This is a genomic window from Streptomyces sp. F001, from assembly GCF_004187715.1.
GTDB classification, from domain to species: Bacteria; Actinomycetota; Actinomycetes; order Streptomycetales; family Streptomycetaceae; genus Streptomyces; species Streptomyces flavusporus.
Window position 1 is genome coordinate 98,916 of record NZ_QZWF01000015.1, and the last position, 21,867, is coordinate 120,782.

Genomic DNA, 21,867 nt, shown 5'->3' on the forward strand with positions numbered 1-21,867 from the left:
GCGAAGCCGTTCTGTGTCGTGATGGGTCACTCCTGCCGCGCACATGGGTGAGAACGAAGTCTCATGATGGAAGTCCCCACCCGCGCAGACACGGACAGCAGCGAACCCCGGCCAGGACCAGAGCGCACTGCGGCGGCTACTTGCCCTGCCGCAGCTCCCGAGGACTGACCCCGTATTTGGCCTTGAATGCCCGGTTGAAACCGCTGAGGTCGCCGAATCCCGCGTCGAATGCGAGCGCCGAGACCGGTCGGTCGGCGAAGCGCGAGTCCAGCAGTCGCAGCCTGACCCGTTCGAGCCGCCTATCGCGTATGTAGTGCGCCACCGTCTCCCGCTCAGACCGGAAGAGCTTGTGCAGATACCGGGTGGAGATGCCGAAAGCGTCCGCCACCTGGACCGGATCGAGTCCTGGGTCGGCCAGGTTCCGGTCGATGTGGTCCTTGATCCGCAAAGGCAGGGTCCGCTGCAGGGAGCCGGCCAGCTGCCGGCTCTCGGCCAGTGGCTCGCTGAGCAGCGCGACCAGAAGATCGTTCGCCAGCGCGAGTGCACCCGGGCTCTGCGACCGGCTCAGCTCGTCGGCGTTCCTGGCCAGATCCAGCAGCGCACGGCGGGAGACCGCGGCCAGCCCGGTGCGAGCGCTCACCCGCTGCGCGGCCAGCCGCCGCTGGTCTTGCTCACCAAGCCGCACCAGATGCTGCGGAAATGCGAACACCCACAGGTTGAAGGACTCGGCGAAATCCAACTCGAATCGGCGGCGCGAGTCGAGCACCACGCAGTCACCCGGATCGAGCCGGATCTGGCGGTCGCCCTGCGTGATCCCGCCCATCCCTTGCACCTGCATTCCGAGCAGAACGTAGTGGGAATCGGCATCGTCCACGAGCCGCTGCGTGCGCGACATCGACTGTGCGGTCGCGGCGATGTCTCCCACTGCCAGCCCGTCGACCTCATAGGCCCGGACCCTGCCCCCGATTGCCTCACCTGGCCGTCCCGAAGGCTCGACGCCTACGAAAGTCCGCGTGCAGGCATCGCGCCAGAACTCGGCCCGGTCACCGGCGACAACCCCGTCGAAACTCAGAACGACCGGCATGGCGCGAGTGTACGTCCGCGCGCGCCGCCCCGTTGAGGCTGCGGGTCAATGGATCGCCGCGGCTGCTCCCTGGGCCCAGGGAGAACTTGCTGGCCCAGTGGGCGGTGGAGCCGGGGCTGCGCGCCTGTCGGTGTCCGAGCCATGGGAGCACCCCAATCCTGCCTGCTGTTCTGCGTGTTCATCCAGGCTCCGGATGACTTGGATGGGCGCACCGGACAGGTGCAGCGCCTGTCCATCCGGTCAGGAGAGGCCATGACGGCAATCAAGAACGTCGTGCTCGTGCACGGCGGTTTCGTGGACGGATCAGGCTGGCAGAGGGTCTACGACCACCTCAGCGCCGACGGCTACCAGGTGGCCGTCGTGCAGAACCCCACCCTGTCGCTGGCCGGCGACGTCGCCGCCACCCGGCAGATCCTCGATGCCCTCGACGGCCCGGCCGTCCTGGTCGGTCACTCCTACGGCGGGGTCGTCATCACGGAGGCCGGCAACCACCCGAACGTCGCGGCGCTCGCCTACATCGCGGCGTTCGCCCCGGACAAGGGCGAGTCGGTCAGCACTCTGATTGCCGACCCGCCGCCGGGCGCGCCGGTCCCGCCGATCCTCCCGCCCCGGGACGGGCACCTGTTCCTCGACCGCGAGAAGTTCGCCGCCTCCTTCGCGGCCGACGTGCCCGAGAAGGAGGCGGCGTTCATGGCCGACTCCCAGGTCCCCTGGGGCGTCGACGCGCTCGAAGGCGCGGTCACCCAGCCCGCCTGGCAGGCCAAGCCGTCCTGGTACCTGGTCGCCACGGACGACCACATGATCCCCCCGGCTGCCCAGCGCTCCATGGCCCAACGAGCCGGGGCGACCGTCTCCGAAACGCCGGGCAGCCACGCCGTCTACGTATCCCGCCCGGCCGTCGTTGCGGCCGTTATTGCCCAGGCGGCTCAGGGACTCAATGGGCAGTGACGCGCGGCGGGCACCGCCGCACCGCGTCACCCGACGGCCGGGACCAGACCCATGGGGCGATGCCTGACCGTCGTCTACCACCCAGGCTTGCTACTCACCACCCGAGGAGTCCCCGTGAACTCCAAGCCCACCCGCCGCACCGTGCTCGCCGCTGGTGCCGCTGTCGCAGGCACAGCAGCGCTGACAGGCCCGCTGACCCGGACCGCGTCCGCAGCCGAACGCCACACCCCCAAGGCCAAGCCGACCATCGTGCTGGTCCACGGCGGCTACGCCGATTCATCTTGCTGGAACGGCGTCATTCAGGCGTTGCACAGTAAGGGTTACACCACAATCGCCGGGTCGAACCCGCTGAGGGGTATCCCCACCGACGCTCCGTACATCGCGAGTTTGCTGGATTCCATCAGCGGGCCGATCGTGCTGGTCGCACATTCCATGGGCGGAACTGTCATCACGAATGCCGCTGCCGGAAAGAGCAACGTCAAGGCGCTGGTCTACATCGCAGCGTTCGTGCCCGATGTGGGCGAGACCCAGGGGGAGCTCATCAACAAGTTCCCAGGCAGCGAGGTCCTGCCTGTGAGCGTGCCGGTCCCCTACACCAAGCCCGATGGCACCACCGGAACCGACCTGTACCTGAGCAAGGACGGCAAGGCTGCCTTCGCCGCCGACGTGTCCACAGCCACGTTCCGGCTCCTGCAGTCCACTCAGCGGCCCTTCGATGCCGACTCCTTCACCTATCCGACCCAGGCCGCCGCGTGGCGGACGATCCCGTCGTACGGGCTGGTCGCCGGCAAGGACAGGGCAATCCCGCCCGCGGCCGAACGCTGGATGTACAGCCGTGCGAACTTCCGCAAGGTCGTCGAAGTGCCGGCCTCGTCCCACGTTGCCATGATCAGCCACCCGGACATCACCGCCCGCCTCATCGAGGACGCCGCCCGAGCGACCTGCTGACACCGCGCACGACACCCCCCAGTGCGTCCCAAACGGGTCACTTAGCTTGAGGTGCTCGCGGCGAGGGCCAGCCGATGGCATGAGCAAATTCGCGCGCAGAGGAAAGCGGTTGACCTTCGGGCTGGACATGATGGCCTGGGCATGCGGTCGTCACGGGGCGGCTGGGAAGCTGAGGGAGGCCTGGATGCGGGTCGTATTCGTCCATGGCGCGTGCGCGCAGGATGCCGACTGGTGGTGGAACCGGATGGTGGAGCCACTCGCCGCCCTGGGGCTGGAGAGCCGCAGTGTGGAACTGCCCAGCTGCGGCGAGCGGGCGGGCGCCGCGTACGGGGCGGATTTGTACGCCGATGCTGACACGGTGCGGTCCGTGCTGGACCAGGAGCCTGGGCACCCCGCCTTGCTGTGCGGGCACTCCTACGGCGGGATGGTGATCACCGACGCCGCCGCGGGCAGGGACGATGTCAGCCACCTCCTCTACATCACCGCAGTCGTGCCGGACCGCGGCGAATCCCTCGCCTCCCTGACCGGACCTGAACCCGCCCCCTGGGTCGTCCCGCGGGATGACGGCACGGTCGTCCCGAATACGGCGGTCGACCTGCGGGGCGCCTTCCTGCACGACTGCGACGAGGAGGCCGAGGCGGGCGCCTTCCGGCGGTTGGGACCGCAGTCACAGGCGGTCTTCGCTCAGGCTCCGCGCGGCATCGCCTGGCACAAGACTCCCTCGACGTACGTCGTCTGTACCGGGGACCGGGCCACGCCGCCGGCGAAGCAGCGGGAGTTCGCCCGGCGGGCGTCCGGTGTGATCGACCTGCCGACCGGCCACCATCCGTTTCTGTCCCACCCGGCGCTACTGGCCGACCTGATCGGTGAGGTCGCCCGCGGGGTCGGAGAGTAGATCCGCTTGAGGTCCGCATCCTGCCAGGATCATGGATGGGGTTGTGAACGCGGCTTGATGACCCACGTCATGCGGTCCCGCTTCCATGCGGCGGGGAAACGGCCCTGGCGAACCGCGGGCATGCCGATCTCGGGGGAGTATGCCTGGTAGACGGCGATCGTGGATGCCGTGTGGAGCGCGCGGATCCTGCGTTGCGGTTCTTCCACGGAGCACAGGGTGAGGCCGACGGATCCCTGTCGGACATTGATTTTCGATGCGACTGCTTCCGCGGGACGACCCGGCCGTGGCACCGCGCGCCCGACGACACCGGGACCGAGTCCTACCGCTACCAGGCCACCCAGGACCGACCCCGCGGGGCGTGACAGATGACCCATGGGACAGTCACGGCACGGCTCACCGATCGTCACCGCGGAGAAGGAACTATGAGAGCGCTGCCCGCCGTCACCGGCCATGATGAGTTCGATGCCCTGGTCGTCAGGACCGACTACGACGACGACCAGGCATGGCAGGACGTGGCGGCGGCGCTGATGGAGCCTTGGGGAGACAACAAGCAGTACGAGGCGCACGTCCACTTCATGAACGATCCGGCCTGGGCAGGGGCGACCGTTGACGAGGTGCTGACTGCGGTCAGCGCCGCCGAGGACCTGGCCGTTGTCTTTCTTGCCGACCGGACAACCATGCAGGCCGAATACCACGCGCTGCTGGCGGTCACCACGCTGACGCGCGAGGAGTGCGAGGACGATGAGGACTACGAGCAGCTGACCGAGTTCGGCCGCGAGTTCCGCACCGTCGCCGCAGGTGTCCACGAGGTCTACGCGAACCTGAGTATCGGCAACCTGGGCTTCGAGGAGTACGCGGCATGGGCCCACGATGATCCCGAGGGGATCTACCGATCCTTTGAGCAGCCGACTGCTGAGAGGTGAGCGGCTCACGGGTCTACGCCTTCGACCAGTGAGGCCACCGGCGTGAGGGAGGCAACAGGTCGGTGCGCTCGCGGCGGCCGGCGACCGGCGGCCGCAGGGCCGGTTGGACGGGCACGGAATCGCTCGGCACCCTCGCGCGTTGAGGCGAGTGCATAGGGGATGCCGGTGGTGTGCGAGCCGAGCAGCCCGAGTGACCGAGCTGACAGATATTGGAGGGGCCGCAATGGCTTCGCAGACGCAGAGGGCCGTGCTGGCGGGCGGATGCTTCTGGGGGATGCAGGACCTGATCCGCCGGCTCCCGGGCGTGACGGCGACCCGCGTCGGATACACCGGGGGTGACGTGCCGAACGCGACGTACCGTAACCATGGCACGCACGCGGAGGCCATTGAGATCCTTTTCGACCCCGAGAAGACCGACTTCCGCGCGATCCTGGAGTTCTTCTTCCAGATCCACGACCCGAGCACCAAGAACCGCCAGGGCAACGACATCGGCCTCAGCTACCGCTCGGCGATCTACTACGTGGATGACGAGCAGAAGCGGATCGCCGAGGACACGATCGCGGATGTGGACGCCTCCGGACTGTGGCCCGGCAAGGTCGTCACCGAGGTCGAGCCGGTCGGCCCCTTCTGGGAGGCCGAGCCCGAGCACCAGGACTACCTGGAGCGTTACCCGGACGGCTACACCTGCCACTTCCCGCGCCCGGGATGGCGGCTGCCCGCCCGCGCGGAGGGCTGACCGCGCGAGGCGGCCCGGCGGAGGGCGGAGGCTGACTGGGCCGAGGCTCCGCGGCCGGGCCGTGCTTGCGCCTGCGGGGCTGGCGGTGCCCCGCCGTGGACGAAGGGTGCCGGCGGTACGCCCTGGAGGGGGCGGCACGTGATGAACGCATGCGGGCCGTACCGCATCCGGTACTCGGCCCGCATGCCGCCACGGACTGCCATCAGGGCGTACGGCAGGTTCAGTGCAGCAGCGTCGCCGGGCTGCCGCCGTTCGCCTCGTAGCCCGCCACGGCCAGCGCCCGGTAGACCGCGAACTCCGCGGCCGGGTCGGGCGACAGCGTCCAGGGCAGGGCGCCCACATGGCCGTCGATGTGTATCAGCTGGCTCATGGCCTCCGACCAGCGCTCGGAGCGGACCAGGAAGAACACCAGCAGATGACGGACATGCGCCAGCATCGGGTCGTCGGGGCGGGCCGAGTGCACCGCGTGCAGGGCACCGTGGATCGCCTTGGTCACGACCTCGCTCTGGTAGAAACTGGCGACCAGATTGACCTCGGGCAGGTGCTCGAAGACCGCGAACAGCGGCATCGCCGCCAGCAGCGAGCCCTGCGGGGCGCGGGCCGCCGCGGCCTGAGCGAACTGGGACGCCAGCTCGCGCGAGCCGTGCCACTTCTCGCACCAGTAGTGCAGCGCGGCGAGATGCGCTCCCATGTGGTTCGGCGCGCGGTCCAGGATCTTCAGCCAGAGCTGCTCGAACTCCGCGCGCGGATAGGCCAGGCCCCGGGCCACCGACAGCTCGATGATGTACGGGATCGGGTCACCGGGGGCGAGCAGCGCCGCGTCGCCGCAGGCCGCCTTCGCCTCCTCCATGATGATCCGGAACTCGTCCGTGCCGGGCGTCGCCGTCCGCCACGCCTGCTGCACCAGGAACTCGGCGTGCACCGCCGCGCCGCCCGCGTCCTTGGGCGCCTCGGCCCGCCACACCCGCAGCCACTGCCCGCCCGGCGTCTCACTGACGCCGCCCGGCCGCTGCTGGAGCTCCAGCGACGCCGCGCCCGCGAAGGCCTGCACACGCTGCCAGCGCAGCTCGCTCTCCGCCTCCGTACCGGCCAGGAGCTGGGCGGCGGCCCGGTGGTCCTGGGTGCGCTGCACCAGGTCCAGCACATCCACCAGGTCCTGGTCGGGGCCGGGCATGCGGACGTCCAGCTCCTCCTGCCGTACGAATCCGTAGTTCGCGGGGTCCGCGGCGTCCGGGTGGCCCGGCGTGACCAGCTCTATCCCCCTGCGCCTGCGCATCACGAACGGACCCAGCACGAAACCGATCAGGAGCAGACCCATCAGGACCCAGAGAATTTCCATGCATCAAGCGAACCAGACGCCGACGACAATTGGCCAACCCCCTCCCTCCACCTGTGGAAAACCGCGTCCGACGGCAGGCGGGCGCCTGCGCCGCGCCGTGGCGGCGGCATGGGGAGGACGAGCGCACTACGCTCGGTTCTCATGAGCGACAGGCACATCAGTCAGCACTTCGAGACGCTCGCCATCCACGCGGGCAACACGGCCGACCCCCTCACCGGTGCGGTCGTCCCGCCGATCTACCAGGTGTCCACCTACAAGCAGGACGGGGTGGGCGGTCTGCGCGGCGGCTACGAGTACAGCCGCAGCGCCAACCCGACCAGGACCGCCCTGGAGGAGAACCTCGCCGCCCTGGAGGGCGGGCGCCGTGGACTCGCGTTCGCGTCCGGACTGGCGGCCGAGGACTGCCTGTTGCGTACGCTGCTCAGCCCCGGCGACCACGTGGTCATCCCCAATGACGCGTACGGCGGCACGTTCCGCCTGTTCGCGAAGGTCGTCGCCCGGTGGGGCGTGGAATGGTCGGTCGCCGACACGAGCGATCCCGCAGCCGTACGGGCCGCCATCACCCCCAAGACCAAGGCCGTGTGGGTGGAGACTCCTTCCAACCCGCTGCTCGGCATCACCGACATCGCCGCCGTCGCCCAGATCGCCCGGGACGCGGGCGCCCGGCTCGTCGTCGACAACACGTTCGCCACGCCCTACCTCCAGCAGCCGCTCTCACTCGGCGCGGACGTCGTGGTGCACTCCCTGACCAAGTACATGGGCGGCCACTCGGACGTCGTGGGCGGCGCGCTGATCGTGGGCGACGAGGGGCTGGGCGAGGAACTGGCCTTCCACCAGAACGCGATGGGCGCGGTCGCCGGGCCCTTCGACTCCTGGCTGGTGCTGCGCGGCACCAAGACCCTCTCCGTGCGCATGGACCGGCACAGTGAGAACGCGGCCAGGGTCGCCGACATGCTCACCCGGCACGCGCGCGTGACGCGGGTGCTGTACCCGGGGCTGCCGGATCACCCCGGTCACGAGATCGCCGCCAAGCAGATGCGGTCCTTCGGCGGCATGGTCTCCTTCCAGGTCGAGGGCGGCGAGGAGGCGGCCGTCGAGGTCTGCAACCGCGCCAAGGTGTTCACCCTGGGTGAGTCCCTCGGCGGCGTCGAGTCGCTGATCGAGCACCCGGGGCGCATGACGCACGCCTCCGCGGCCGGTTCTGCCCTGGAGGTACCCGCCGACCTCGTACGCCTCTCCGTGGGCATCGAGAACGTCGACGACCTCCTGGAGGACCTCCAGCAGGCGCTCGGCTAGCCCGGCGCGCCGCTCACCAGCCCGTCAGTGGTGGGGTCGTCTCCGACGGCGGCTCCACCCAGGGGCGGGCCGTCAGCGCCCACACGGTGAACGCCACGGTCACGGCGAACAGCAGCAGCCAGCCCAGGCGCAGGGCGAGGGTCCTGCGTCGCAGCAGACGGTTGCCGCGGCGCACGGCGTCGGCGCAGAGGTCCGGCGGCACCCGCGGCGGCGTCCGCTCCATGATCCGCCGCGCGGCAGCCTCCCGTTCCAACCGGTTCACCGCAGACCCCCGATCACGACGCCGCCGCCTTCGCCCCCGTCACCGCCGGTGCAGGCCCCCGGGGCGGGTGGAGGACCGTCGCCGTCGCCCGGTCGCACAGGGCGCGGACGCGTTCCGTGGGCAGCCCGAGCAGCGCGGCCGTCTGTTCCTCGGCGACCCCTTCGTACAGCCTGAGGACCAGGATCAGGCGCTCCTGCGGGGTGAGGTGGGCGAGTGCGCCGGTGGGGTGCGGGCGGGCCCGGCCGAAGGCGCCGTACTGGTGCCAGGCGCCGTGTGCGAAGCGGGTGGCGAGGTACCGGCGGGTGCGGTCGTACGGGTCCTCGCCGCGCAGTCGGTCCCAGCAGGCGTAGGTGTGGGCGAGGGCCAGGGTCAGCAGGCGCCGCGCGCGCGGGTTGTCGTCCGGGACCTCGGCCGTGAGCAGCGTGGCGGTGTGCAGCAGCCGCCCCGCCGCGCCGGCGACGAACGCCTCGAACTCCCGGGCCCGGCGGGCACCTTGGGACGCTTGCCGTTCTCGCACCGCGCCTCCCGCCTGAGGCCGACCTGAGGATACGGATCCCGGTGGCGTACCCGGCCCACCGGAGGTGAACCCGCGTACGACCACGAGGACCCGGTCTCATATGAGGCCAGTGGTGGGCTTTCGGTCAAGAGCCCGCGCACCGTGCGGCTTGCCTCGGTCGCCGTGGAAGATCGCGCTCCACGCGGCGGGCGTGGGGGAGGGGCTGGTGAGGGGCGGTGGAGTCCCGGCACCACGCGCGCGTGTCCGCCCCCGGCCCGGAGCGGCACGCGGCGTCTCGTAACTCCCGCCGCACGCGCGCGTGCACGTGTCTTACCCGCGGCTCAGGAAGCCGACTGCGGCTCCGTCCCCGGCACGCCCTGCGCCGCCATCCGTGTGGAGAGCGCCAGGTTGAAGCGGGTGAGGAGCGTGCAGAACGCCTCGCGCTCCTCGGGTGCCCAGTCGTGTGTGAGCTCGGCCATCAGCTGACGCCGGGACGAGCGCACTTCCTCCAGCCGGGACAGCCCGCGCGGGGACAGCTGGAGCACCACGGCACGCCCGTCCTCGGGGTGCGAGGTCCGCTTGACCAGGCCCGTGTCGACGAGGGGAGCCACCTGCCGGGTGACCGTCGACGAGTCGATGCCCATGCTCGCGGCGAGCGCCTTGACGCCCATCGGCCCTTCCTTGTCGAGCCGGTTGAGCAGCAGGTACGCGGCGCGGTCCATGGAGTTGCGCACCTGTCCGACCCCGCCGAGCCGGGTCTGTTCGGCACGCCGGGCGAACACCGCCACCTCGTGCTGCAGCGCGTCGAGGAGGCCGGTGTCACCGACGGTCGTCATGTCCATCGACATTTCAGGTGTTGTGGGCATGGCCGGGGGCTCACTTCATACTGGGTGCTGGGTTGGGGGACAGGGTACGCGGATGGGAGGCGGGCCGTACCGGCGCTGCGCAAACCAGTCTCGGACGTTGGTCACTACGGCTGTTGCGGCAGGTGAACTGCGAGACTTGAGCCATGAACTACCGCAAGGCCGCCCCCTTGCCCCCGGTCACCCTCGACGACGTACGCGGCGCGCAGAAGATGCTCAGCGGCGTCGCACGTGTCACCGCGATGGAGGGCAGCAGGTACCTGACCCAGCTGGTCGGCGCTCCCGTGCACCTCAAGTGCGAGAACCTCCAGCGGACCGGTTCGTTCAAGCTGCGCGGCGCCTACGTCCGGATCGCCGGTCTGCTGCCCGAGGAACGGGCCGCCGGTGTGGTCGCCGCGAGCGCGGGCAACCACGCACAGGGCGTCGCCCTCGCGTCCTCGCTGCTCGGCGTGCACTCGACGGTGTTCATGCCGAAGGGCGCGCCGCTGCCGAAGATAAGTGCGACGCGTGACTACGGCGCCGAGGTGCGTCTGCACGGAGACGTGGTCGACGAGACCCTGGCCGCCGCGCAGGAGTACGCCGCCGAGACGGGCGCGGTGTTCATCCATCCCTTTGACCATCCGGACGTCATCGCGGGCCAGGGCACGGTCGGGCTGGAAATTCTGGAGCAGTGCCCGGAGGTGCGCACGATCGTCGTCGGTATCGGTGGCGGCGGTCTCGCGGCGGGGATCGCGGTCGCGGTTAAGGCCCTGCGGCCCGATGTGCGGATCGTCGGTGTGCAGGCGGCGGGTTCGGCGGCGTATCCGCCCTCTCTGGCGGCGGGGCGTCCGGTGTCGGTCGAGAACCCGGCGACGATGGCCGACGGCATCAAGGTCGGCCGGCCCGGTGACGTACCGTTCGCGATCGTCGGTGATCTGGTGGACGAGGTGCGCACGGTCAGCGAGGACGAGCTGTCCGCCGCGCTGCTGCTGTGTCTGGAGCGGGCCAAGCTGGTCGTCGAGCCGGCCGGTGCCAGCCCGGTCGCGGCGCTGCTGAGCGATCCGGGCGCGTTCGAGGGGCCGGTCGTTGCGGTGCTGTCCGGCGGCAACGTCGACCCGGTGCTGATGCAGCGCGTTCTGCGGCACGGCATGGCGGCGCAGGGCCGCTACCTGGCCGTTCGGCTGCGGCTGACGGACCGGCCGGGCGCCCTCGCGACGCTTCTCGGGGTGTTGTCAGTGGTCGACGCTAACGTCCTCGATGTGAGCCACGTGCGGACCGACCCACGGCTCGGGCTCACGGAGGCGGAGGTCGAGCTGCACCTGGAGACGAAAGGCCCGGCCCACTGCACCGAGGTCGGCGAGGCTCTGCGACAGGCGGGGTACCTCGTCATCGACTGAGGCGCCGGGGTCGCAGGACCGACAAGGCCGAGGTCAGGCCAAGGTCACGGGCTCTTTGTCACTCGATCGGGTAAGCCCGTTGTGAGACGCGATACATCGCGTTATGGTGTGTCTCGTGCCACTCCTCAAGCAGAACCGAACCCACCAACCCACGCTTCTCGAAGCGACCCGACGACGTGGAGACTCATATGCCAGGCGCCATCTATGCCGAAGGCCTGGTCAAAACCTTCGGTGACGTAAGGGCTCTGGACGGCGTCGACCTCGATGTCCCCGAGGGCACGGTCCTCGGCCTGCTCGGGCCCAACGGTGCGGGCAAGACGACGGCCGTCCGCTGTCTGACGACCCTGCTGCGCCCCGACAGGGGCCGGGCCGTCGTCGCGGGCATCGACGTGCTCGCCCACCCCGACCAGGTCCGGCGCTCCATCGGTCTGTCCGGCCAGTTCGCCGCGGTCGACGAGTACCTGACCGGCCGGGAGAACCTCCAGATGGTCGGCCAGCTCTACCAGATGACGGCGAAGGCCGCCAAGGCCCGCGCCGGTGAGTTGCTCGACCAGTTCAACCTCGCGGACGCCGCCGACCGGCCCGCCAAGACCTACTCCGGAGGCATGCGCCGCCGGCTCGACCTTGCCGCGGCTCTGGTCGTCTCCCCGCCCGTGATGTTCATGGACGAGCCGACGACCGGCCTCGACCCGCGCAATCGCCAGCAGCTGTGGGAGGTCATCAAACAGCTGGTCTCCGGCGGTACGACCCTGCTGCTGACGACGCAGTACCTGGAAGAGGCCGACCATCTCGCGCACGACATAGCGGTGGTCGACCACGGCCGCGTCATCGCCCGCGGCACCTCCGACCAGCTCAAGGCCCGCACCGGCGGCGAGCGCGTCGAGGTCGTGGTGCACGAGCGCGAGCACATGGCGACCGCCGCCGAGGTGCTGCGCGGCTTCGGCAAGGGCGACACCACCGTCGAGGAGCACACCCGCAAGCTCACGGTGCCCGTCACCGGCGGCGCCAAGCTCCTCGCCGAGGTGATCCGCGAGCTGGACACCCGCGGCATCGAGATCGACGACATCGGCCTGCGCCGCCCGACCCTCGACGATGTGTTCCTGTCACTGACGGGCCATGTGGCGGAGGCCGGCGACGAAGAGGACGGCGCCGACGGCGCGAGCGGTACGCCCGCCGACTCCAGGGGCCGCAAGCGCAAGAAGGAGACCGTCAAGTGAGTGCCGTGACCGACGCCGTACCGCGGCCCGCCCGCCCGAACCCGATCGGCCAGTCCGTCCGGGACTCGCTGGTCGTCGCCAAGCGCAATCTGATCCGTATGTCACGGATCCCCGAAATGATCATTTTTGGGCTGATCCAGCCGATCATGTTTGTGGTGCTGTTCAGCTATGTGTTCGGTGGATCCATGACCATCGGCGGCACCACGGACTCCGGTGTCTACCGCGAGTTCCTGATGGCGGGCATCTTCGCCCAGACCGTCACCTTCGCCACCGCGGGCGCCGGTGCCGGCATCGCCGAGGACATGCACAAGGGGCTGATCGACCGGTTCCGCTCGCTGCCCATGGCGCGCGGCGCGGTGCTGACCGGCCGCACCCTTGCCGACCTGGTGCAGACGGCGCTCACCCTGCTGGTGCTCGCGATCGTGGCCCTCCTGGTCGGCTGGCGTACGCACACCAACGTCGGCGAGGTGCTCGGCGCCTTCGGGCTGCTGCTGCTGATGGGCTACGCGTTCACGTGGATCGGCGCGCTGATCGGCTTGTCCGTGCGGACACCCGAGGCGGCCACGTCCGGCGGGCTGATCTGGCTCTTCCCGGTCACCTTCGTCTCGAACGCGTTCGTGGACTCGGACCAGATGACGCCCTGGCTGCGGCACATCGCCGAGTGGAACCCGTTCAGCGCCACGGTCCAGGCCTGCCGAGAGCTCTTCGGCAACCCGGGTGTCTCCACGTCGGGCGCCTGGCCGATGGAGCACCCGGTCTGGGCCTCACTGATCTACTCGGCCCTGATCATCGTCATATTCCGGACTCTGGCGGTACGGAAGTACCGCTCGGCGACGGCCTGAGAACCCGCGACGGCCTCAGAGCCCGCGACGAGACCGGCTCGACGAGACTGGCCTGGACATGACGAAACCCCCGGCGTCGCGCGGACGCCGGGGGTCGTCAAGGGCGAGTCGGTCAGGCGCAGGGCACTGACCGGAGTCAGCTGCTGTACGGCTCGGCCTTCAGGATCTTCACCGAGGCCGTCTTGCCGTTCGGCAGCTCGTACTCCGCGTCCTCGCCGACCTTGTGGCCGATCACGCCGGCCCCCAGCGGGGACTGCGGGGAGTACGTCTCGATGTCGGCGCTGGCGTACTCGCGCGAGGCGAGCAGGAACGTCAGTGTGTCGTCCTCGTCACCGTCGAAGGCGATCGTCACGACCATGCCGGGCGCCACGGCACCATCCGTCGAGGTCGGCGCCTCGCCGACCTTGGCGTTCTCCAGGAGCTGGGTCAGCTGGCGCACACGGAGCTCCTGCTTGCCCTGCTCCTCCTTGGCCGCGTGGTACCCGCCGTTCTCCCGCAGGTCGCCCTCCTCGCGCGCGGCCGCGATCTTGGCGGCGATCTCCGTGCGCGCAGGACCAGTAAGGTACTCAAGCTCGTCCTTGAGCTTGTTGTACGCCTCCTGGGTCAGCCAGGTGACGTTCTCGCTGGTCTGGGTCACAGGTGCTCCTCGTCGGTACTGGGAATACAAAGCATCGCCCTACCCAGAAGAATGTTCCTTCACGAGTGGGCGAAACCACGAGCCTAACAATTCAACGGCGGAAGGGGGAGGACATAAGCCAACAAAATCGCGTCAATGCAGGTCAGCGGCTACGTGACGCGGGTGACGTCAGTCGGCGTGGCAGCCCAGGAGCTCGGCCGTCGTGGCCGGTGCCGTCGTACGGAGCGTGACGACCTCGGTGATGCGGGTGGCGTCCCCGGCGAAGCGGAAGTCGGCCCGGCCCACCTCGGCGCCGCTCTCCGCCTGGGAGCGTACCGTGCAGTAGCCGGAGGCGCCCGCGTCCTTCTCGACCGCCAGCTTCACCTTCACCGAATCGTCCGAGAGATCGAAACTGATCACTTCGGCGCTGATCTTGTTCTGGCCGATGTAGTGAAAGGCAAAAAAGGCCATCACGGCGAGGAGCAGCGCCCCGAGGGCGGCGCCGACGACCTTCAGTGTGCGGTCCGCGCGCTCGTCCGAGGAGCGGCCGTAACGGCCCTCGGGCAGTCGCGTGCTCGCCGTACTCATGATCGTCCTCTCGGCCGGGGCGGGACCGAGGTCCCGGACGGGGCTCCCGGGACCGGGGCCCCGGAATTTTTCGCCCCCCGATTCGGTCACTATAGAAGCCGCCGTTCGCACCCGGTCACGCCGGGCGCCGACCAAACGAGGATTGAGTCTTGACTGACCAGTTGCGACTGATGGCCGTCCACGCGCACCCCGACGACGAGTCGAGCAAAGGCGCGGCCACCATGGCCAAGTACGTGTCCGAGGGGGTGGACGTGCTGGTGGTGACCTGCACGGGCGGGGAGCGCGGCTCCATCCTCAATCCGAAGCTGCAGGGCGACAAGTACATCGAGGAGCACATCCACGAGGTACGCAAGAAGGAGATGGACGAGGCCCGCGAGATCCTCGGCGTCAAGCAGGAGTGGCTCGGTTTCGTCGACTCCGGCCTGCCCGAGGGCGACCCGCTGCCGCCGCTGCCGGAGGGCTGCTTCGCCCTCGAGGACGTCGACAAGGCGGCCGGCGAGCTGGTGCGCAGCATCCGCTCCTTCCGCCCCCAGGTGATCACCACCTATGACGAGAACGGTGGTTACCCGCACCCCGACCACATCATGACCCACAAGATCACGATGGTGGCGTTCGAGGGCGCGGCGGACACCGAGAAGTACCCGGAGTCCGAGTTCGGCCCGGCGTACCAGCCGCTGAAGGTGTACTACAACCAGGGCTTCAACCGCCCGCGCACCGAGGCGCTGCACCAGGCGATGCTCGACCGGGGCCTGGAGTCCCCGTACGGGGAATGGCTCAAGCGCTGGGACGACTCGGGGCACAAGGACCGCACGCTGACCACGCACGTCCCGTGCGCGGACTTCTTCGAGATCCGTGACAAGGCGCTGATCGCGCACGCCACGCAGATCGACCCCGAGGGGGGCTGGTTCCGGGTGCCGATGGAGCTTCAGAAGGAGGTCTGGCCGACCGAGGAGTACGAGCTCGCGAAGTCCCTCGTGGATACCTCCCTCCCCGAGGACGACCTCTTTGCAGGCATCCGCGACAATGCCTGACATGAGCGCAAGCGCGAGCCTGGCAATGACCCATCTCGTCACCCTCGCCAAGGAGGTCGACGAGGACAAGGTGACCCCCGGCGTCCTCGGCTTCATCGTCTTCGCGGTGATGGCCCTGGCCGTGTGGGGCCTGATGAAGTCCATGAACCGCCACATGGGCCGGGTCGACTTCGACGAGGCCCCCGACGGGGCGGGGGAGGCCTCCGGCAAGGGCGCCGCGGAGCAGACGTCGGGGAAGGCCTCACCCGCGAAGGGCTGAGTCCCCGACCGGGCGGACCCTCACTGTGAGCGGTCCGCCCGGGACAGCAGGTAGTACGCAGCCCGGCGGTGCGGGGTGCCTCCCCCAGAGGGGGGGACCCCCAGCGCCCACCCGTGCCGCCCTGGGCGGCACGCATGCCCGCGGCTGGACGGGGTGGCTGCGGCACGACTGTCCGCGGCTTGACGGGTGGCTGCGGCACGACTGCCCGCAGCCAAGCCGTCAGCCGATACGTGCCGCCAGCCCGGCCAGCAGTCCCACGACGCCCTCCGGGCCGTTCACCACCAGGTCGGCTCGTTTGCTCAGCTCGGTGACCTCGTCGCTGCCGCTGCAGACCAGCAGGCCGGGGGTGCCGGTGGAGCGGAGTTTTTCGATGGTGGCGTAGGCGGGGAGGTCGCCGAGGTCGTCGCCGGCGTAGAGGACGGAGGCGGCGGAGAGCTCGCGGGCGTGTTCGAGGAGGGCGACGCCCTTGTCCATGCCGGGTGGGCGGAGTTCCAGGACCATGCGGCCGGGTTCGACGATCAGGCCGTGCCGGGTGGCGAGGTCGGAGAGGGGTTCGCGCAGGGCCTCGAACGCGGCCTGGGGGTCGGCGGCGCGGCGGGTGTGGACGGCGACCGCGTGGCCCTTGTCCTCCACCCAGGTGCCCTGCCCGGCGCCCACCCGTTCGAGCAGCCCCGGCAGTTCCTCGCGGACGGCGGCGACACCGGGGTGCGGGGCGGGGGCGCTGACCTCGCCGCTCACGGCGTCCCAGCGTTCGGCGCCGTAGTGGCCGAGGACGACGAGGTGCTCGAGGCCGGGTACGCCCGCGAAGCCGCCGTACCGCACGGCCACGTCCGCCGGGCGGCCGGTGATCACGGCGACGGAGGCGACCTTCGGGGCGAGGGCGGCGAGCGCGGGCACCGCGTCGGGGTGGGCCCGCGCCTGCTCGGGGTCGGGCACGATCGGGGCGAGCGTCCCGTCGAAGTCGAGGGCGATCACCGCCTTGCCGGGCCGGGCGAGAATCGCGTCGAGCCCGTCACGCCCGGCAGGGGTCGAGGGCGTCGGGAGAGTCGTGTGGGGTTCGGTCTCGTGGCTGCCCATAGGGCGACCCTATCCGCGGCCGGGCCTGTACGGGGCGAGCCTTTGCACACCGGCCGGCATCATCCAGCCCGTCTGGGGTGCCCCCTCTGGGGGAGATTGAGGACGAGGCCCTTCAGGCCGAAGCGGGGGCCTGGGGGCGGCAGCCCCCGGCGGGGGCCCACACCCACGCCGGGTGACCAGAAAACGCCGGTCACCGCCCCGCCCGCCGCCGTTCCCGCAGCCTGCGAAGGCGATTCACCGTCACCGGATCGTGCGCCAACGCCCGCGGATCGTCGAGCAGGGCGTTGAGCAGCTGGTAGTAGCGCACCGGGGCCAGCCCCAGCTCCTCCCGTATCGCCCGCTCCTTCGCACCGGGCCCGGCGAACCCCCGGCGTTCCAGCGCGAGGATGTCCTGTTCCTGCCGTCCGAGCCGCTCCTGCTCCATGCCCGAAACCGTAACCTCCGGCACCGACAGCGCGACCTATCCCGCCGCCGAGCTCTCCGCCGTGGTCGCCGTCGACTGCAGCTGACCGAGGATCGCCGACGGGCTGCCACCGGGCTCCACGGTGGAGCCGATCCGCTTCTTGACCTCCGCGCTGACCGCCGCCCAGGACGTCTTGCCGACGGGGTAGAGCTCGGCGAGCGGCAGTTCGTCCAGGAACGGCTTGAGGTCCCGGTCCTCGGCCGCGCCGCTCATGGCCTCGGACGCGGCGTTGGTGACCGGCAGCAGGTCGTACTCGCGGGAGAAGGCGAGGACGTTCTCCTCGCTGTAGACGAAGTCGAGGAAGTCGCCGACCTGCTCCTTGTGGCCGTTCTGCTTGAACGCCAGCATCCAGTCGGCGACGCCCATCGTGGCCTTGCTCTCACCGTTCACGCCGGGCATCGGCACCATGCCGAACTTCACGCCCTTCTTCTCGGCCATCTTCATCAGGGACGGATGGCCGTTCAGCATGCCGACCTCGCCCCGGGCGAAGGCGGCGAACGCGTCGGCGCGGTTGAGCTTGCCGGGGGCGACCGGCCCGGTGAGGTCCTCGCCGACCAGCTCGTCGCGCAGCCAGGTGAAGGTCTCGACGTTCTCCGTGGAGTCGATGCCGTAGGTGCCGACGGTGTCGGTGTAGCCGCCGCCCCCGCTGAGCAGCCACTGCATGGTCTCGGCCTGTGCCTCCTCGGAGCCGAGCGGCAGGGCGTAGGGGTACTTCACGCCCTCGGCTTTCAGGGCCGCGGCGTCGGCGGCCAGTTCCGCCCATGTGGTGGGCGGGGTGAGGCCGGCCTCCTCGAAGTGGGCCTTGTTGTAGAAGAGCAGGCGCGTGGAGGCGGCGAACGGCAGGCCGTACTGCACCCCGTTGACCTGCCCCGCGCTGGCGAGCGCGGAGGAGAAACCGGCCTGTACCGGTATGGAGAGCAGGTCGTCGGCGGTGTAGAGCAGGCCGTCGGCCGCGTAGTCGGCGTACGCGCCGATCTGGGCCATGTCGGGCGCCTTCCCGGCCTCGACCATCTCCTTCACCTTGGCGTCGATGTCGTTCCAGGAGTAGACGCTGACCTCGACGTTCACATCCGGGTGGTCGGCCTCGTACTCCTCGACCAGCTTCGCCCAGTACTTCTTCGAGCTGTTGGCCGCGCTGTCGCCGTAGTCGGCGGCGACCAGCCGCAGCGTCACGTCGGTCGTGTCTCCACCGAGGCCACAGCCGCCGAGGACCGCCGTCATGCCCAGTGCGGACACCACCGCGATCATTCCTGTCCTGCGCCGCTGCACGTGCTCTCGCCCATCCTTGCCGAAAGATACATCTGACTTTTAAAACCGGAATCAAGGTCTACACCACGTAAGTGGACTAGACCTCTTCCGGGTCCTCGGGCCACACTGTCCCCCGTGAGACACGTCATCGCCCTCGATGTGGGCGGCACCGGGATGAAGGCCGCCCTGGTCGGGGCGGACGGCGCCCTGATCCACCAGGCGCGCCGGCCGACCGGGCGGGAACGCGGGCCCGGCGCGGTCGTCGACGGCATCCTCGACTTCGCCGCCGAGCTCCACACGTACGGCGAACAGCGCCTCGGCACCCCCGCGGCCGCCGCCGGCGTCGCCGTCCCCGGCATCGTCGACGAGCAGCACGGCATCGCCGCCTACGCGGCCAACCTCGGCTGGCGTGACGTCCCCCTGCGCGAACTCCTCGCCGGCCGGCTCGGCGGCATCCCGGTCGCCCTCGGCCACGATGTGCGCACCGGTGGGCTCGCCGAGGGCCGGATCGGTGCCGGGCGAGGCGCGGACCGGTTCCTGTTCGTGCCGCTGGGCACCGGTATCGCGGGTGCCATCGGCATCGACGGCCGGGTGGAGGCGGGTGCGCACGGCTTCGCGGGCGAGATCGGCCATGTCGTCGTACGGCCCGGCGGGACGCCCTGTCCGTGCGGACAGCGCGGCTGCCTGGAGCGGTTCGCGTCCGCGGCGGCGGTGAGCGAGGCGTGGGCCGCCGCCTGCGGGGACCCGGAGGCGGACGCGGCGGACTGCGCGAAAGCCGTCGCGTCCGGTGATCCGAACGCCGTACGAGTGTGGCAGGAGGCCGTGGACGCACTCGCCGACGGCCTGGTCACCGCGCTCACCCTGCTGGACCCCCGCACGCTCATCATCGGTGGCGGGCTGGCCGAAGCAGGAGAAACGTTGTTCACACCACTGCGGGACGCCGTCCGGCGACGCGTCACCTTCCAGAAACTGCCGAAGATCGTCCCGGCGGCCCTGGGCGATACGGCGGGATGCCTGGGCGCCGGGCTCCTGGCCTGGGATCTCCTCGACCACACCGACCGCAAGGAGGAATCGCCCTGATGGCAACCCCCCCAGGGGCGCGGGGAACTGCGCGAACAGCCACACACAACCCGCAGCCCGCGACGGACGGAACACCCCTGATCCTCTCCGGCGCCAACGTGGTCATGCCCACGGGAACCGTCAAAGACGGCCAAGTGATCGTCGACGGCAAGCGAATCGCCGCCAACGCCCCAGCCGACGTGCCCGAGATGGATCTGCGAGGCCACTGGCTGGTACCCGGCTTCGTAGACCTCCACAACCACGGCGGCGGCGGAGCCTCCTTCACCTCCGGCACCGTCGACGAGGTCCTCAAGGGCATCCACACCCACCGGCTGCACGGCACGACCACCCTGGTCGCCTCCACGGTCACCGGCGACATGGACTTCCTCACGCGTCGGGCGGGCCTGCTCTCCGAGCTGGCCGAGCAGGGCGAGATCGCCGGGATCCACTTCGAGGGGCCGTTCATCTCCCCGTGCCGCAAGGGTGCACACTCCGAAGAGTTGCTGCGCGACCCGGAGCCTTCCGAGGTCCGCAAGCTGATCGACGCGGCGCGCGGCAGGGCGAAGATGCTCACGCTCGCCACCGAACTGCCGGGCGGCATCGACTCCGTGCGGCTGCTCGCCGAGCACGGGGTGATCGCGGCGGTCGGCCACACGGACGCGACGTACGAGCAGACGGTCGAGGCGATCGACGCGGGCGCGACGGTCGCCACGCACCTGTTCAACGCCATGCCCGCGCTCGGCCATCGCGCCCCCGGCCCGATCGCCGCCCTGCTGGAGGACGAGCGGGTGACCGTCGAGCTCATCAACGACGGCACGCACCTGCACCCGGCCGCCCTGGAGCTGGCGTTCCATCATGCGGGCCCGGAACGGGTCGCGTTCGTCACGGACGCGATGGACGCGGCCGGCTTCGGCGACGGCCGCTATCTGCTCGGCCCGCTGGAGGTCGAGGTCAGCGACGGCGTGGCCCGCCTGGTGGAAGGCGGCTCGATCGCCGGCTCCACGCTCACCCTGGACCGCGCCTTCAAGCGGGCGGTGACCATCGACCGGCTGCCGGTGGAGCACGTGGTGGCGGCCCTGTCGGCGGGCCCGGCGCGGCTGCTGGGCCTGGACGACCGGATCGGCTCCCTCGAACCCGGCAAGGACGCCGACCTGGTGCTGCTGGACGCCGCCTTCGAACTCAAGGGCGTGATGCGGCAGGGAGAATGGGTGGTTGAGCCCCAACTGCCCTGATACATCCGCCAGTAGAGAGCGCACCGAAGAGACGGTGGCCGACCGGACGACTGTGCCGACCGCCGTCTCTTTGGCATGATCGACCCCCGGAGAACGACAAGCACATTCACTCGGGGGAGGTCGGCCCAGGTGATCCTCACGGTCACGCTGAACACCGCTCTCGACCTCACCTATCGCGTACGGTCCCTGCGGCCGCACACCACCCACCGGGTCTCCGAGGTGACCGAACGCCCCGGCGGCAAGGGCGTCAACGTAGCCCGCGTCCTGGCCGCGCTCGGTCACGAGGTGACGGTCACCGGCTTCGCCGGCGGCAGCACCGGACGGATCGTGCAGGACGCGCTCACCGCCACGCCGGGTGTGGTCGACGCGCTCGTCCCGATCGGCGGCACGACCCGGCGCACCATCGCCGTCGTGGACGAGCGGACCGGCGACACGACCCAGCTCAACGAGCCCGGCCCGGCCATCGCACCGGCCGAGTGGTCCGCGTTCCTGGAGGCCTACGAGGACCTGCTGGCGCCGGCGAGCGCGGTGGCCCTGTGCGGCAGCCTGCCGCCGGGCGTGCCGGTGGGCGCGTATGCGGGCCTGATACGCACCGCGCGTGCGGCGGGCGTGCCCGTGCTGCTGGACACCAGCGGGGAGCCGCTGCGCCGCGGGGTGGCCGCCCGCCCGGACGTCATCAAGCCCAACGCCGACGAACTGGCCGAACTCACCGGTTCCCACGAGCCGTTGCGCGCCACCCAGGACGCCCGCCGACGCGGCGCCCACGCGGTGGTCGCCTCCCTCGGCCCGGAGGGCCTGCTCGCCCTGACCCCCGAGGGCCGCTGGCGCGCCACCCCACCGACCCGCATACACGGCAACCCGACCGGCGCCGGCGACTCCGCAGCCGCGGGCCTGCTGTCGGGCCTGGTCGAGCAGCTCCCGTGGCCGGACCGCCTGGCCCGCGCCACCGCCCTCGCCGCGGCGACGGTCCGCGCGGCGGTGGCGGGCGAGTTCGACCGGGGCTCCTACGAGGAGCTGCTGGGGCGGGTGGCGGTGATCGGGGAGGTCAGCGCGGCGTGAGGGTCAGCCG

24 protein-coding genes and 1 pseudogene are annotated in these 21,867 nt (G+C 70.4%); 14 read left to right on the plus strand and 11 right to left on the minus strand.

The annotated features are described in order from the left end of the window. Window positions 1–136: 136 nt before the first annotated feature. The gene (locus StrepF001_RS34060) at window positions 137–1,084 is read right to left on the minus strand and encodes a helix-turn-helix domain-containing protein (protein ID WP_129802035.1); all 948 of its coding nucleotides are present in this window, start codon (window positions 1,082–1,084) and stop codon (window positions 137–139) included. A gap of 252 nt (window positions 1,085–1,336) precedes the next feature. Here StrepF001_RS34060 and StrepF001_RS34065 point away from each other — a divergent pair, with 252 nt between their 5' ends. From StrepF001_RS34065 to StrepF001_RS34075, 3 genes are all read left to right on the plus strand, one after another. Further along, entirely contained in the window at window positions 1,337–2,032 is a 696-nt protein-coding gene (locus tag StrepF001_RS34065) for an alpha/beta hydrolase (RefSeq protein WP_129802036.1), read from the plus strand. A 141-nt stretch (window positions 2,033–2,173) separates the two neighbouring features. Beyond that, on the plus strand, window positions 2,174–2,980 hold the full coding sequence (locus StrepF001_RS34070) for an alpha/beta hydrolase (RefSeq protein WP_240797799.1): 807 nt from the start codon (window positions 2,174–2,176) through the stop codon (window positions 2,978–2,980). Between the two features lie 184 nt (window positions 2,981–3,164). Continuing rightward, window positions 3,165–3,875 carry an alpha/beta hydrolase gene (locus tag StrepF001_RS34075; protein ID WP_129802038.1) on the plus strand — a complete coding sequence of 237 codons (711 nt, stop codon included), beginning with the start codon at window positions 3,165–3,167 and terminating at the stop codon, window positions 3,873–3,875. A 50-nt stretch (window positions 3,876–3,925) separates the two neighbouring features. Here StrepF001_RS34075 and StrepF001_RS34080 read toward each other — a convergent pair. Continuing rightward, a pseudogene (locus StrepF001_RS34080) lies at window positions 3,926–4,081 on the minus strand (DUF4291 family protein); the annotation flags it as partial. A 216-nt stretch (window positions 4,082–4,297) separates the two neighbouring features. Between StrepF001_RS34080 and StrepF001_RS34085 the strand changes: the two are divergent. Both StrepF001_RS34085 and msrA read left to right on the plus strand, forming a co-directional pair. After that, window positions 4,298–4,798 (plus strand): hypothetical protein, encoded by a 501-nt coding sequence (locus tag StrepF001_RS34085; RefSeq protein ID WP_129802040.1) that lies wholly within the window; start codon window positions 4,298–4,300, stop codon window positions 4,796–4,798. A gap of 223 nt (window positions 4,799–5,021) precedes the next feature. Continuing rightward, entirely contained in the window at window positions 5,022–5,534 is a 513-nt protein-coding gene (gene msrA / locus StrepF001_RS34090) for a peptide-methionine (S)-S-oxide reductase MsrA (protein WP_129802041.1), read from the plus strand. A gap of 220 nt (window positions 5,535–5,754) precedes the next feature. Here the strand turns inward: msrA and StrepF001_RS34095 are convergent, their stop codons facing one another. Further along, a complete protein-coding gene (locus tag StrepF001_RS34095; protein ID WP_129802042.1) occupies window positions 5,755–6,873 on the minus strand; it encodes a hypothetical protein in 1,119 nt (372 codons plus the stop codon). 141 nt (window positions 6,874–7,014) lie between these two features. Between StrepF001_RS34095 and StrepF001_RS34100 the strand changes: the two genes are divergently transcribed. Continuing rightward, window positions 7,015–8,169: a cystathionine gamma-synthase gene (locus tag StrepF001_RS34100; protein WP_129802043.1), complete on the plus strand. Its 1,155-nt coding sequence runs from the start codon at window positions 7,015–7,017 to the stop codon at window positions 8,167–8,169. 13 nt (window positions 8,170–8,182) lie between these two features. On the opposite strand, the gene StrepF001_RS34105 is transcribed toward StrepF001_RS34100, so the two are convergent. The 3 genes from StrepF001_RS34105 to StrepF001_RS34115 all read right to left on the minus strand — a co-directional run bounded on the left by StrepF001_RS34105 (window position 8,183) and on the right by StrepF001_RS34115 (window position 9,775). Next, window positions 8,183–8,431, minus strand: coding sequence for a hypothetical protein (locus tag StrepF001_RS34105; RefSeq protein WP_129802044.1), 249 nt, complete (start codon window positions 8,429–8,431; stop codon window positions 8,183–8,185). A 13-nt stretch (window positions 8,432–8,444) separates the two neighbouring features. After that, on the minus strand, window positions 8,445–8,948 hold the full coding sequence (locus StrepF001_RS34110) for a sigma factor-like helix-turn-helix DNA-binding protein (protein WP_206307017.1): 504 nt from the start codon (window positions 8,946–8,948) through the stop codon (window positions 8,445–8,447). Window positions 8,949–9,268: 320 nt separating this feature from the next. Further along, the gene (locus StrepF001_RS34115; protein WP_206307020.1) at window positions 9,269–9,775 is read right to left on the minus strand and encodes a MarR family transcriptional regulator; all 507 of its coding nucleotides are present in this window, start codon (window positions 9,773–9,775) and stop codon (window positions 9,269–9,271) included. A gap of 161 nt (window positions 9,776–9,936) precedes the next feature. On the opposite strand from StrepF001_RS34115, the gene ilvA reads away from it, so the two are divergent. The 3 genes from ilvA to StrepF001_RS34130 all read left to right on the plus strand — a co-directional run bounded on the left by ilvA (window position 9,937) and on the right by StrepF001_RS34130 (window position 13,225). Beyond that, window positions 9,937–11,166, plus strand: a complete 1,230-nt coding sequence (gene ilvA, locus StrepF001_RS34120; RefSeq protein ID WP_129802045.1) for a threonine ammonia-lyase — start codon at window positions 9,937–9,939, stop codon at window positions 11,164–11,166. 188 nt (window positions 11,167–11,354) lie between these two features. Then, window positions 11,355–12,383, plus strand: coding sequence for an ATP-binding cassette domain-containing protein (locus StrepF001_RS34125; RefSeq protein WP_129802046.1), 1,029 nt, complete (start codon window positions 11,355–11,357; stop codon window positions 12,381–12,383). Beyond that, window positions 12,380–13,225 carry an ABC transporter permease gene (locus tag StrepF001_RS34130; RefSeq protein WP_129802047.1) on the plus strand — a complete coding sequence of 282 codons (846 nt, stop codon included), beginning with the start codon at window positions 12,380–12,382 and terminating at the stop codon, window positions 13,223–13,225. Before StrepF001_RS34125 ends, StrepF001_RS34130 begins: the two co-directional genes overlap by 4 nt. 136 nt (window positions 13,226–13,361) lie before the next feature. On the opposite strand, the gene greA is transcribed toward StrepF001_RS34130, so the two are convergent. After that, window positions 13,362–13,862: a transcription elongation factor GreA gene (gene greA, locus StrepF001_RS34135; protein WP_129802048.1), complete on the minus strand. Its 501-nt coding sequence runs from the start codon at window positions 13,860–13,862 to the stop codon at window positions 13,362–13,364. 168 nt (window positions 13,863–14,030) lie between these two features. Next, window positions 14,031–14,429, minus strand: a complete 399-nt coding sequence (locus tag StrepF001_RS34140; RefSeq protein ID WP_129802049.1) for a DUF4307 domain-containing protein — start codon at window positions 14,427–14,429, stop codon at window positions 14,031–14,033. Between the two features lie 170 nt (window positions 14,430–14,599). On the opposite strand from StrepF001_RS34140, the gene mca reads away from it, so the two are divergent. Together mca and StrepF001_RS34150 are read left to right on the plus strand one after the other, a co-directional pair. Continuing rightward, window positions 14,600–15,460 carry a mycothiol conjugate amidase Mca gene (mca, locus tag StrepF001_RS34145; protein ID WP_165396449.1) on the plus strand — a complete coding sequence of 287 codons (861 nt, stop codon included), beginning with the start codon at window positions 14,600–14,602 and terminating at the stop codon, window positions 15,458–15,460. After that, a complete protein-coding gene (locus StrepF001_RS34150; protein ID WP_129802051.1) occupies window positions 15,453–15,719 on the plus strand; it encodes a hypothetical protein in 267 nt (88 codons plus the stop codon). The genes mca and StrepF001_RS34150 overlap by 8 nt, the downstream gene beginning before the upstream one ends. A gap of 219 nt (window positions 15,720–15,938) precedes the next feature. On the opposite strand, the gene otsB is transcribed toward StrepF001_RS34150, so the two are convergent. From otsB to StrepF001_RS34165, 3 genes are all read right to left on the minus strand, one after another. Further along, entirely contained in the window at window positions 15,939–16,796 is an 858-nt protein-coding gene (gene otsB, locus StrepF001_RS34155; RefSeq protein WP_129802052.1) for a trehalose-phosphatase, read from the minus strand. 190 nt (window positions 16,797–16,986) lie between these two features. Continuing rightward, window positions 16,987–17,220, minus strand: coding sequence for a DUF3263 domain-containing protein (locus StrepF001_RS34160; RefSeq protein ID WP_129802053.1), 234 nt, complete (start codon window positions 17,218–17,220; stop codon window positions 16,987–16,989). Between the two features lie 36 nt (window positions 17,221–17,256). Next, on the minus strand, window positions 17,257–18,528 hold the full coding sequence (locus StrepF001_RS34165; RefSeq protein ID WP_129802054.1) for an extracellular solute-binding protein: 1,272 nt from the start codon (window positions 18,526–18,528) through the stop codon (window positions 17,257–17,259). Window positions 18,529–18,642: 114 nt separating this feature from the next. Here StrepF001_RS34165 and StrepF001_RS34170 point away from each other — a divergent pair, with 114 nt between their 5' ends. The 3 genes from StrepF001_RS34170 (at window position 18,643) to StrepF001_RS34180 (ending at window position 21,857) form a co-directional block, all read left to right on the plus strand. Beyond that, entirely contained in the window at window positions 18,643–19,587 is a 945-nt protein-coding gene (locus StrepF001_RS34170; RefSeq protein WP_129802055.1) for an ROK family protein, read from the plus strand. Next, window positions 19,587–20,798, plus strand: a complete 1,212-nt coding sequence (nagA, locus tag StrepF001_RS34175) for an N-acetylglucosamine-6-phosphate deacetylase (protein ID WP_129802056.1) — start codon at window positions 19,587–19,589, stop codon at window positions 20,796–20,798. Before StrepF001_RS34170 ends, nagA begins: the two co-directional genes overlap by 1 nt. Window positions 20,799–20,927: 129 nt before the next feature. Further along, window positions 20,928–21,857 (plus strand): 1-phosphofructokinase family hexose kinase, encoded by a 930-nt coding sequence (locus StrepF001_RS34180; protein ID WP_129802057.1) that lies wholly within the window; start codon window positions 20,928–20,930, stop codon window positions 21,855–21,857. The last annotated feature ends 10 nt before the right edge of the window (window positions 21,858–21,867 follow it).

What these genes read in the sequence shown, in the direction of transcription:
- StrepF001_RS34060 (WP_129802035.1), bottom strand. Translation starts at nt 1,084, where the DNA reads ATGCCGGTCGTTCTGAGTTTCGACGGGGTTGTCGCCGGTGACCGGGCC.
- StrepF001_RS34065 (WP_129802036.1), top strand. Translation starts at nt 1,337, where the DNA reads ATGACGGCAATCAAGAACGTCGTGCTCGTGCACGGCGGTTTCGTGGAC.
- StrepF001_RS34075 (WP_129802038.1), top strand. Translation starts at nt 3,165, where the DNA reads ATGCGGGTCGTATTCGTCCATGGCGCGTGCGCGCAGGATGCCGACTGG.
- StrepF001_RS34085 (WP_129802040.1), top strand. Translation starts at nt 4,298, where the DNA reads ATGAGAGCGCTGCCCGCCGTCACCGGCCATGATGAGTTCGATGCCCTG.
- msrA (WP_129802041.1), top strand. Translation starts at nt 5,022, where the DNA reads ATGGCTTCGCAGACGCAGAGGGCCGTGCTGGCGGGCGGATGCTTCTGG.
- StrepF001_RS34095 (WP_129802042.1), bottom strand. Translation starts at nt 6,873, where the DNA reads ATGGAAATTCTCTGGGTCCTGATGGGTCTGCTCCTGATCGGTTTCGTG.
- StrepF001_RS34100 (WP_129802043.1), top strand. Translation starts at nt 7,015, where the DNA reads ATGAGCGACAGGCACATCAGTCAGCACTTCGAGACGCTCGCCATCCAC.
- StrepF001_RS34115 (WP_206307020.1), bottom strand. Translation starts at nt 9,775, where the DNA reads ATGTCGATGGACATGACGACCGTCGGTGACACCGGCCTCCTCGACGCG.
- ilvA (WP_129802045.1), top strand. Translation starts at nt 9,937, where the DNA reads ATGAACTACCGCAAGGCCGCCCCCTTGCCCCCGGTCACCCTCGACGAC.
- StrepF001_RS34125 (WP_129802046.1), top strand. Translation starts at nt 11,355, where the DNA reads ATGCCAGGCGCCATCTATGCCGAAGGCCTGGTCAAAACCTTCGGTGAC.
- StrepF001_RS34140 (WP_129802049.1), bottom strand. Translation starts at nt 14,429, where the DNA reads ATGAGTACGGCGAGCACGCGACTGCCCGAGGGCCGTTACGGCCGCTCC.
- mca (WP_165396449.1), top strand. Translation starts at nt 14,600, where the DNA reads ATGGCCGTCCACGCGCACCCCGACGACGAGTCGAGCAAAGGCGCGGCC.
- StrepF001_RS34150 (WP_129802051.1), top strand. Translation starts at nt 15,453, where the DNA reads ATGCCTGACATGAGCGCAAGCGCGAGCCTGGCAATGACCCATCTCGTC.
- otsB (WP_129802052.1), bottom strand. Translation starts at nt 16,796, where the DNA reads ATGGGCAGCCACGAGACCGAACCCCACACGACTCTCCCGACGCCCTCG.
- StrepF001_RS34160 (WP_129802053.1), bottom strand. Translation starts at nt 17,220, where the DNA reads ATGGAGCAGGAGCGGCTCGGACGGCAGGAACAGGACATCCTCGCGCTG.
- nagA (WP_129802056.1), top strand. Translation starts at nt 19,587, where the DNA reads ATGGCAACCCCCCCAGGGGCGCGGGGAACTGCGCGAACAGCCACACAC.